The organism is Sphingopyxis sp. SCN 67-31 (assembly GCF_001725095.1).
This window is the reverse complement of record NZ_MEFH01000030.1, coordinates 1-8,568: the sequence shown is the minus strand read 5'-3', so window position 1 is coordinate 8,568 and position 8,568 is coordinate 1. Positions and strand designations below refer to the sequence as shown.

7 protein-coding genes are annotated in these 8,568 nt (G+C 67.5%); 3 read left to right on the top strand and 4 right to left on the bottom strand.

The window, feature by feature from the left end; all coding sequences use genetic code 11:
* The 4 genes from ABS88_RS04770 to ABS88_RS04755 all read right to left on the bottom strand — a co-directional run.
* Positions 1–830, bottom strand: an 830-nt coding sequence (locus ABS88_RS04770; RefSeq protein ID WP_286749275.1) for an MBL fold metallo-hydrolase, incomplete at its 3' end; no start/stop codon positions are given.
* Positions 831–908: 78 nt separating this feature from the next.
* A complete protein-coding gene (locus tag ABS88_RS04765; protein ID WP_058811341.1) occupies positions 909–2,174 on the bottom strand; it encodes a TolC family protein in 1,266 nt (421 codons plus the stop codon).
* On the bottom strand, positions 2,171–2,374 hold the full coding sequence (locus ABS88_RS04760; protein ID WP_003044352.1) for a YgaP family membrane protein: 204 nt from the start codon (positions 2,372–2,374) through the stop codon (positions 2,171–2,173). Before ABS88_RS04760 ends, ABS88_RS04765 begins: the two co-directional genes overlap by 4 nt.
* 14 nt (positions 2,375–2,388) lie before the next feature.
* Positions 2,389–3,666 (bottom strand): NAD(P)/FAD-dependent oxidoreductase, encoded by a 1,278-nt coding sequence (locus ABS88_RS04755; protein WP_003044349.1) that lies wholly within the window; start codon positions 3,664–3,666, stop codon positions 2,389–2,391.
* A 229-nt stretch (positions 3,667–3,895) separates the two neighbouring features.
* On the opposite strand from ABS88_RS04755, the gene ABS88_RS04750 reads away from it, so the two are divergent.
* The 3 genes from ABS88_RS04750 to ABS88_RS04740 are packed head-to-tail and all read left to right on the top strand — an operon-like array spanning position 3,896 to position 8,516.
* Complete coding sequence (locus tag ABS88_RS04750) at positions 3,896–4,234, top strand: rhodanese-like domain-containing protein (protein ID WP_286749273.1); 339 nt, start codon at positions 3,896–3,898, stop codon at positions 4,232–4,234.
* Positions 4,235–4,236: 2 nt separating this feature from the next.
* On the top strand, positions 4,237–5,301 hold the full coding sequence (locus ABS88_RS04745) for an efflux RND transporter periplasmic adaptor subunit (protein WP_286749272.1): 1,065 nt from the start codon (positions 4,237–4,239) through the stop codon (positions 5,299–5,301).
* Positions 5,298–8,516: an efflux RND transporter permease subunit gene (locus ABS88_RS04740; RefSeq protein WP_286749271.1), complete on the top strand. Its 3,219-nt coding sequence runs from the start codon at positions 5,298–5,300 to the stop codon at positions 8,514–8,516. Before ABS88_RS04745 ends, ABS88_RS04740 begins: the two co-directional genes overlap by 4 nt.
* Positions 8,517–8,568: the final 52 nt, after the last annotated feature.

Genomic DNA, 8,568 nt, shown 5'->3' with positions numbered 1-8,568 from the left:
AGGATCAGCCGCGGCATCGACAGCGTCTTGTCGCGCGCCTCGCGCATCGCGACGAACTGATCTTCGTCCACGCCTTCGTGGACATGAACGTTGGCGGTGCGCTCGGCCGCTATCGTCGTTTCCCAAGCAAAGCTGTCGCGACCCGGCGCCTTGTAATCGTGGCAGAGGAACAGCCGCGTTTCGCCGGGAAGCGACAGCAAGCGCTGGATCGAGCGATAGAGGGTGCGCGCATCGCCGCCGGGAAAGTCGGCGCGCGCGGTGCCATAGTCGGGCATGAACAAGGTATCGCCGGTGAACAGAGCATCGCCGATGATCCACACCATGCACGCCGGCGTGTGGCCGGGGGTGTGGAGGACCATTCCCTCGATCTCGCCGAGCATGAAGCGCTCGCCGTCGGCCATCAGCCGGTCGAACTGCGAGCCGTCGCGCGCGAAGCGCCCATCCTCGTTGAAAATGGCGCCGAACACCGTCTGCACCGTTTCGATATGCCGACCGATGACGATCTGGCCGCCGAGCTTCTCCTGCAGATAGGGGGCAGCGGAGAGGTGGTCGGCGTGGGCATGGGTTTCGATCTGCCATTCGACGGTCAGCCCTTCGCGGCGGACATAATCGACGATCGCGTCGGCCGACGCATGGCCGGTGCGGCCCGAAGGCTGGTCGAAATCGAGCACCGAATCGATGATTGCCGCCTTGCGCGTCGCGGGGTCGTGGACGACGTGCGTCGCGGTGAAGGTCGGTTCGTCGAAGAAGCTTTTGACGACGGGGATACGGCCGGTTGCGCGCGCCTTGTCGATCAGCGCGGCGGCGGAATCGCGGTGAAGGTCGTCCATGCGATCATTCCTTCGTTTAAAATATTAGATAAAACTAATATAGTGAGGCGGCGCCGTTTGTCCAGTGGAGGAGGAGGCCTATTCGATACCGCAGAGCAGGCGGAGGCGCCACGCCGCGGTCTGCACCGATGCCTGCGCTTCGGCGAGCCGTGCGGTCGCGGCGATCGCTTCGCGTTCGGCATCGAGCTCGGCGAGCGGGGGGCGGGCGCCCGAGCGCACCTCGAGGCGGGTGCCGCGCAGCGCCTCGCGCGCCGCGGCGTCGCCATCGCGCGCGGCATCGAGCGCGCGTTCGGCGCTGTCGAGCCCGCTCCACGCCTCGATCACCGCCTGGGTGACGTCGTCGCGCGCCTGACGCAGCCGCGCTTCGCTGGCCGAGAGTTTCGATTGCGCCTCGCGGACGCGCGCGCTGCCCGCGCCGCTGTCGAAGAAGGTCCAGCGCCCGCGCAGCCCGACGGTGACGCTATCGGCGCGATAGTCAGGGAAGAATTGGTCGCGGATCCGCGCGCCCTCGGCAAAGACGCCGAGCTGCGGGCGGTTGGTCGCCTTGGCGGCGCGTACCCCCGCGGCAGCGCCGTCGACGCCAGCGTCGGCCTGCGCGAGCAGGACGTTTGCGGCGACCGCCGCCTCGACCGCTTCGCCGAGCGTCGCGGGAACCTCGGGGCGCGGGGGCAGGGGGGCGAGATCGCCGACAGGCTTGCCGGTCAGCCGCTCGAGGCGGGCGAGCGCGGCGGTGAGGCGGCCCTGGGCCTGGACGAGACCGGCCTGTCCCTCGGCGCGGCGTGCTTTCGCCTGGGCGACCTCGCTGCTCGTCGCATCGCCGACGTCGTAGCGCAGGCCGGTATGACGAACGATCTCGCCCAGCGCATCGACGAGCTTGCCATAGCTCGCGACAAGATCGCGCGCGGTGAGCACTTCGGCATAGGCGCCGACAGTCGCGAGGGTCAGATTCTGGCGCGCCATATCCTTGCCAAGCGTCGCGGCGCGGCTGCCCGCTGCGGCCTGATCGATCGCGGCGCTGATCCGTCCACCGGCGTAGAGCGGGTATTCGCCGACCAGTTGCACGGCGCTGGGGGTCACGCTTTGCGCGGTCAGACCGAAATAGCCGCCGGGGTCGAGCCGGCCGGTGCCGACGCTGCCCTCGACACTGGCGGTGGGACCGGCGGCGGCGCGCGCCTGCGCGAGCCGCGCGGCGGCGGCATCGGCATCGGCCGCCGCCGCTTCGAGCGCGGGCGAGTGCGCGCGCGCGTCGGCGATGGCGGTCGCCAGATCCTGCGCCGCCGCGGGGTGCGGCAGCGCGAGCGCGGCAAGGCATGCCGCCGTCAGCAGGGTCGCGGCGCGTTTCACTTAAAGGCGGCTCCCTGCCGCACGCCGAGACGCTTGAAAATGGCCGCCGCGGGACAGAAGCCGGTGAAGCTTGCCTGGATCATGTTGAGCCCGGCAAAGGCGGCGAGTCCGATCCACCAGGGATGGACGAACCAGGCGAGCAGCACGCTCGTCAGCACGACGACGCCCGCGAAGCGCAAAACGGCACGATCGAGGTTCATGGGTCTTCCTTTCGTCAGAAGCGGAGTTTCTTGATCCCGAGCGCATGCATCGCGAGCTTTTCGTAAAAGGGCTCGCTCTCGCCCTTGCGGACCTTGCGCAGGAAATATTTTTCGAAGCCGATCTTGGCGAGATGGACCCATTTGCCCGACGACGACCAGTTGAGGTTGCGCGGCGGGATCTGCGGCTGCGCGACAAAGGCAACGCCGCCGTCGCCGAAGTCGGCGAGGCAGACGGCGTTCCACGTCGCCTCGTGCTTCGGTGGCTGACCGGCGAGTTCGAGTTTCAGATTCTGCGCGATCGCGGTGACCATCGATTCGATCATGAAGCCCGTCTTGGGCACGCCCACCGGGACCGGGGTCGGGCCGACCGGCGGGATCGCGACGCAGACGCCGAGCGAATAGATGTTGGCGAAGGTCGGATTGCGCTGATGCTTGTCGGCGATGATGAAGCCGCGCGGATTGGTCAGTCCTTCGATGCCGAAGACGGCATCGACGCCGCGAAAGGCGGGCAGCAGCATCGAATAGCCGAAGGGCAGGTCGTGCTTGGCCTTGACGCTGCCGTCCTCGGCGACTTCCTCGACATGCGCCATGCCGGCCTCGAAGCTGGTGACGCGCGCATTGGTGATCCATTTGATGTGACGGTTGCGCAGCTCGCTTTCGAGCAGGCTCTTGGTATCGCCGACGCCATCGAGGCCGAGATGGCCGATATAGGGTTCGGCGGTGACGAAGGTCATCGGCACCCGGTCGCGCAGCTTGCGGCGCTTGAGTTCGGTGTCGAGGATCAGCGCGAATTCATAGGCCGGCCCATAACAGGAGGCGCCCTGTGCGGCGCCGACGACGATCGGCCCCGGATTTTCGCAGAAGCGGTCGAAGGCATCGGCCGCGGCGGCGGCATGATCGGTGGCGCATACCGATACGGTGTTCGCCTCCGGCCCGAAGCCCTCGATCTCGTCGAAGGCGAGTTTCGGCCCGGTCGCGATGACCAGATAATCATAATCGACGAAGGCGCCGTCGTTCAGCTCGACCTGATTCTCCTTGGGGTGGACGCGCTTTGCGCCGACCGCGGTGAAATCGATCCCCTTGCGCTTCATGACGGGGGGCAGGTGAACGCAGATCGCTTCGGGTTCGCGCCAGCGGACCGCGACCCAGGGGTTGGAGGGGACGAACCAGTAATTTTCCTGATCGGAAATCACCATCACCTCGGCCTTGCCCTTGGAAGCCTCCCGTATCTCGTAAGCTGCGATAGTGCCGCCGAGTCCGGCACCCAGAACGACGATCCGCGGTAACGACATCTTCTCTCTCCTTGCTCCGGCGCGCGTGGGGCGCCGCCGGCTTTCCCTGGGGGTGGCCGCGATGCGGGGCGGACGGTGTGCCTCCGCATCGCGGCCGCACTCGATTTGGGGCGACCCAGAAGGATCGAGTGCAATATCTGTTGACCTTCATATTAGATTTAAATAATATTAGCAATAGCTGAATTAATCAACCCGCCATCGGCCGGGTCCGCGCAAGGAGTTTTTGACCATGCTGAACCTGTTCCGCCGTCCGGCGCACAAGGAAATCACGCCGCACGCGCTTGCCGAGATGTTGGCGGCTGGCGAAGCGATTCTGGTCGATGTCCGCGAATCGGACGAATTCGCGAGCGGCCATGTCGCGGGCGCGCTGTCGATGCCGCTGTCGCGGTTTCAGGCGAGCGCGCTTCCGGCGGGCGACAAGCCGGTCATCCTGACCTGCGCCGCGGGTCGCCGTTCGGCGATGGCGCTCGACAAGGCGGCGGCGGGGCGGCCCGACATCGACACCCATCTTGCTGGCGGCATGGGCGCCTGGCGCGCGGCCGGCCTGCCGGTCGTGACGGGGAATTGACGATGCGCCCATCATCCCTGCTCACCTCTGCGCTGCTCAGCGCCGCCCTGTTTGCGGCATCGCTATCGCTCGCCGGCTGTGGCGGCGAGACGACTGCGCCCGCCGAAAAGAGCGCGGCCGTGACGGGCGAAAGGCTGGCGTTGCAGCCGGTGACGATCACCGACTGGAAGGATGTTGGCGCGCTGGTAACGAGCGTCGACATGGCCGACGCCCGCGCGCGCATTCCCGGCATCCTCGACAGTCTGAGTGTTCGCGAAGGCGACATGGTGCGCAAGGGACAGGTGATCGGCCGCGTCGTCGACAGCCGCCTCGGCTATGAAGGCGCGGCCTATGGCGCGCAGGCGGCGGCGGCCCAGGCGCAGGCCGCACAGGCCGATGCCGAGTTGGAGCGCGTGCGCTTCCTCCATGCCAATGGCGTCTATGCGCAGGCGCGGCTCGATCAGGCCGAAGCGCAGGCGCGTGCGGCGCGGGCACAGGTTTCGGCGGCGCGGGCGCAGCAATCGGCGGTCGGTGCGATCGCCGGGCAGGGCGCGGTGGTCGCCCCCTCGGCAGGGCGCGTGCTGATCGCGCAGGTTCCGGCGGGTTCGGCGGTCGCGCCCGGCACGTCGATCGCGACGATCACCTCGGGACCGATGGTCTTGCGCCTCGAACTGCCCGAAACCTTGGCCGACAAGGTTCATGTCGGAAGCGCGGTGCTGGCGACGGGACTTTCGGACGACAAGGGCGCGGCGCCGCCGCGCGCCAGCGTCGGCCGCGTCTATCCCGCGGTCAGCGGCGGGCAGATGTCGGCCGACGTTCCGATCCCCGGACTTGCCAGCACGATGGTCGGTCGCCGCGTCACGGCGCGCGTTGCGGTCGGCGAGCGGCAGGCGCTCGTCGTTCCGCGCCGCTTCGTCGAAACCAGCTATGGCATCGACTATGTGACGATCATCGTCGGCAAGGATGCGACGTCGCGGGTGCCGGTCCAGATCGCGCCGACTGACGATCCGGCGCGGGTCGAGATATTGTCGGGAGCGGGCAAGGGCGACACGCTGATCGCGGTGGCGCGCGGGGCGGCGGGCAAATGAGCCTGGGCCTGTCGGGGCGGCTGACGCGCGCGACGATCCGCAGTCCGCTGACGCCGCTGATGCTGCTCGCCGCCATAATGGTCGGGCTGCTCGCGATCATGACGATCCCGCGCGAGGAGGAGCCACAGATCAGCGTGCCGATGGTCGACCTGATGGTCGCCGCGCCCGGCCTGTCCGCGAGCGATGCGGTCGAGCTGATCGGCAAGCCGCTGGAGACGATCGTCAAGAGCGTCGACGGCGTCGAACATGTTTATACCCAGGCCGAAGACGACGGGGTGATGGTCACCGCGCGCTTTCTGGTCGGGTCCGATCCCGACGACGCCGCCATCCGCATCAACGAGCGGCTGTCGGCGAATATGGACAAGCTGCCGCAGGGCATCCAGCCGCCGCAGGTGACGGTGCGCGGGATCAGCGATGTGCCGATCGTGGTGCTGACGCTGTCGCCCAAGGCCGGCGCGCGCGGCGACTGGAACGAGCAGGCGCTGCGGTCGCTCGCCGCCCGGTTGCGGACCGAGGTTGCGAAGGTCGACAATGTCGGCCTGACCTTCATCACCGGCGGGCAGGAGGAACAGCTTCGCGTCGTTCCCGATCCGGCGAGACTCGCCGCGCATGGCGTCTCGCTCGGCGCGCTGATGGACGCGGTGGGACAGGCAAACCGCAGCTTCCCGCTCGGAACGGTGCGCGAAGGCGGCGCGGCGACCGCCGTCGTTGCCGGACAGACGGTCCGCAGCGCCGAGCAACTGGCGACGATCACGGTGCGCGCCGCCAACGGCAATCCCGTCTATCTGCGCGATGTCGCGACGGTCACGCAGGGGCCGGGTGAGGATCAGGCACGCGCATGGCGCTGGGCCAGAGGCGCGGGCGATCGCTGGTCGATGGCGCCCGCGGTCAGCCTGGCGATCGCGAAGCGTTCGGGGGCCAACGCCGTCAATGTTTCGGACGCTGTGGTCGCGCGGGTCGAGGCGCTGCGCGGCAGCCTGATCCCGCCGGGCGTCGAGGTCGCGGTGACGCGCAATTATGGCGAAAGCGCCAATGAAAAGGCGAACGAGCTGATCTTCCACCTCGGACTCGCCACGGTGTCGATCGTCATTCTGATCGGCTTCGCGATCGGCTGGCGCGAGGCGGGGGTGACGGCGGTGGTCATCCCGACCACGATCCTGCTCACCATGTTCGCGTCGAACATCATGGGCTTCACGATCAACCGCGTCAGCCTGTTCGCGCTGATCTTTTCGATCGGCATCCTGGTCGATGACGCGATCGTGATGATCGAGAATATCGCGCGCCACTGGGCGATGGCCGACGGGCGCAGCCGGATCGACGCGACGGTCGATGCGGTCGCCGAGGTCGGCAATCCGACGATCATCGCGACGCTGACCGTCGTCGCGGCGCTGCTTCCCATGCTGTTCGTATCGGGACTGATGGGCCCCTATATGGCGCCGATCCCGATCAACGCCTCGGCGGCGATGCTCTTTTCCTTCTTCGTCGCGGTGATCATCGCGCCGTGGCTGATGGTGCGCTTTGCGCGCGATACGCTGGCGCAGGGCGCGCACGACCATGCGGGCGGGGGCAAGCTCGGCGCGCTCTATGGCCGCGTCGCCATCCGCGTGATCCGCGATCGCAAGAGCGCGCGCAATTTCCTGATTGCCGTCGGCGCCGCGACGCTCGTCGCCTGCTCGATGTTCTATTTCAAGGCGGTGACGGTGAAGCTGCTGCCCTTCGACAACAAGTCGGAGGTGCAGCTTGTCCTCGACATGCCCGAGGGCACGTCGCTCGAGACGACAGGGCGCACGCTCGACGCCGCCGCGGCGGTGGTGCGGCAGATTCCCGAGGCGCGATCGATGGAGGCCTATGCGGGCACCTCGGCGCCGTTCAATTTCAACGGCCTCGTGCGGCACTATTTCCTGCGCAATCGGCCCGAGATGGGCGATTTGATGGTGACGCTGGCGCCCAAGGGCGAGCGCGACCGGTCGAGCCACGCCATCGCGCTCGATCTGCGCCAGCGGCTGAAGAAAGCGCTGCCGCTGCCCGCCGGTGGGTCGATCAAGGTTGTCGAAACCCCGCCGGGGCCGCCGGTGCTCGCGACGCTGCTCGCCGAAATATACGGTCCCGACGAAGCGACGCGGCGCAAGACCGCTGCGCAGGTCGAGGCGCTGTTCTGCACCGTCCCCTATGTGGTGGATGTCGACAACAGCTTCGGCGTCCCGCGCCCGCGGCTGCGGCTGATACCCGATCGGGCGCGGATGGACGCCTATGGCATTTCGGAGCGCCAGCTTTTCGACAGTATCGGCGCGCTGCTGGGCGGGCAGACCGTCGGCTATGCGCCGCGCGGCGACGGGCGCGATCCGCTGCCGATCCGCATCGCGCTCGATCAGTCGCAGCGCAGCTGGAGCGCCGACCTTGCCGCGACGCCGGTTGCGACGATGGGACCGGGCGGGCGGCTCGTCCAGCTCGGCGAGATCGTCGATGCGCGCGAGGAGGCGGGATCACCCGCGCTGTTCCGCCGCAACGGCCGCGCCGCCGATATGGTCACCGCCGAACTGGCGGGGGAATATGAAGCCCCCATCTATGGCATCTTCGCAGTCGACGATGCGATCGAGGCGTTCGACTGGAAGGCGCACGGGATGGAAAAGCCGGTGGTCCGCTTCAACGGGCAGCCCGACGATGAACAGGTGCCGACCCTGCTGTGGGACGGCGAGTGGGAGATCACCTGGGTGACCTTCCGCGACATGGGCGCGGCCTTCATGGTTGCGCTGCTGGGCATCTATGTCCTGGTCGTCGGGCAGTTCCGCAATTTCAAGATTCCGCTCGTCATCCTGACGCCGATCCCGCTGACGCTCGTCGGTATCGTGCTGGGGCATATGCTGTTCGGCGCGCCCTTTACTGCGACGTCGATGATCGGCTTCATCGCGCTGGCCGGGATTATCGTGCGCAATTCGATCCTGCTGGTCGACTTCATCAACCATGCGAAGGGCGAGGGCAAACCGCTGCGCGATACGCTGCTCGAAGCGGGGATGATCCGCTTCAAGCCGATCGTGCTGACGGCGGCGGCGGCGATGATCGGGGCGGCGACGATCCTGACCGACCCGATCTTTCAGGGCCTTGCGATTTCGCTGCTCTTCGGACTCGCCTCCTCGACACTGCTCACCGTGCTCGTTATTCCCGCGATTTACATCGTCCTGCGCGACGATGGCCGTGAAGGAACCCTCTCCCCATGACCAAGCCGACCGACCTTTCGATCCTGAAACGCGATGCGCGCGAGATGGCCGA

Bases quoted from the DNA above. Each gene is read 5' to 3' on its own strand.
- ABS88_RS04750 (WP_286749273.1), top strand. From the start codon at position 3,896: ATGCTGAACCTGTTCCGCCGTCCGGCGCACAAGGAAATCACGCCGCAC.
- ABS88_RS04755 (WP_003044349.1), bottom strand. From the start codon at position 3,666: ATGTCGTTACCGCGGATCGTCGTTCTGGGTGCCGGACTCGGCGGCACT.
- ABS88_RS04745 (WP_286749272.1), top strand. From the start codon at position 4,237: ATGCGCCCATCATCCCTGCTCACCTCTGCGCTGCTCAGCGCCGCCCTG.
- ABS88_RS04740 (WP_286749271.1), top strand. From the start codon at position 5,298: ATGAGCCTGGGCCTGTCGGGGCGGCTGACGCGCGCGACGATCCGCAGT.
- ABS88_RS04760 (WP_003044352.1), bottom strand. From the start codon at position 2,374: ATGAACCTCGATCGTGCCGTTTTGCGCTTCGCGGGCGTCGTCGTGCTG.